General features: G+C 60.6%; 1 protein-coding gene. It reads left to right on the top strand.

Translation table 11 applies throughout. The features are described from left to right. The coding region (locus HWE01_RS22575) for a branched-chain amino acid ABC transporter permease (protein WP_241822950.1) at positions 1 to 609 on the top strand (609 nt) is incomplete at its 5' end. Positions 610 to 734 lie beyond the last annotated feature (125 nt).

Genomic DNA, 734 nt, shown 5'->3' with positions numbered 1-734 from the left:
GCCATCGGCGTATCGATCCTGCTGCAGACCTTCGCCATGATGATCTGGGGCCGCAGCCCGCTGCCGTTCCCGCAGATCATGCCCTCGACCCCGGTCAACATCGCCGGTGCCCTGATTTCGCCCACGCAGATCATGCTGCTGATCCTGGCCCTGGCCGCCATGATCGGTCTGGTACTCATCGTTGAAAAGACCAAGATGGGCCGCGCCATGCGCGCCACCGCCGAGAACCCGCGCATCGCCGGTTTGATGGGCGTGGACGCCAACCGCGTCATCATCGTCACCTTCGCCATCGGCGCCGCCCTGGCCGCCATCGCCGGCGTGATGTGGGCCGCCAACTACTCCACCGCGCAATTCGCGATGGGCTTCGTGCCGGGCCTGAAAGCCTTCTCGGCAGCGGTGCTGGGCGGTATCGGCAACATCTACGGCGCCATGCTGGGCGGCATCCTGCTGGGCCTGATCGAAAGCCTGGGCGCGGGTTACATCGGCGACCTGACCGGCAACTTCCTGGGCAGCAACTACCAGGACATCTTCGCCTTCATCGTGCTGATCATCGTGCTGACCCTGCGCCCGTCCGGGATCATGGGTGAGCGTGTGGCGGATCGGGCTTAAGTTTTTTAAGTTTGAAAACCTTAAAAACTTAAAGTCAGAAACTTGGAAATTAAAGAACTCAAGAAATCGGAAGAGAACACTATGGCTCTCATGACCTTCGACATGAAGCGCAACCCTGGACAGGC

The sequence above is a fragment of the Herbaspirillum sp. C7C8 genome, assembly GCF_022627875.1.
GTDB lineage: Bacteria > Pseudomonadota > Gammaproteobacteria > Burkholderiales > Burkholderiaceae_D > Herbaspirillum.
This window is presented reverse-complemented; position numbering and strand designations above follow the sequence as displayed.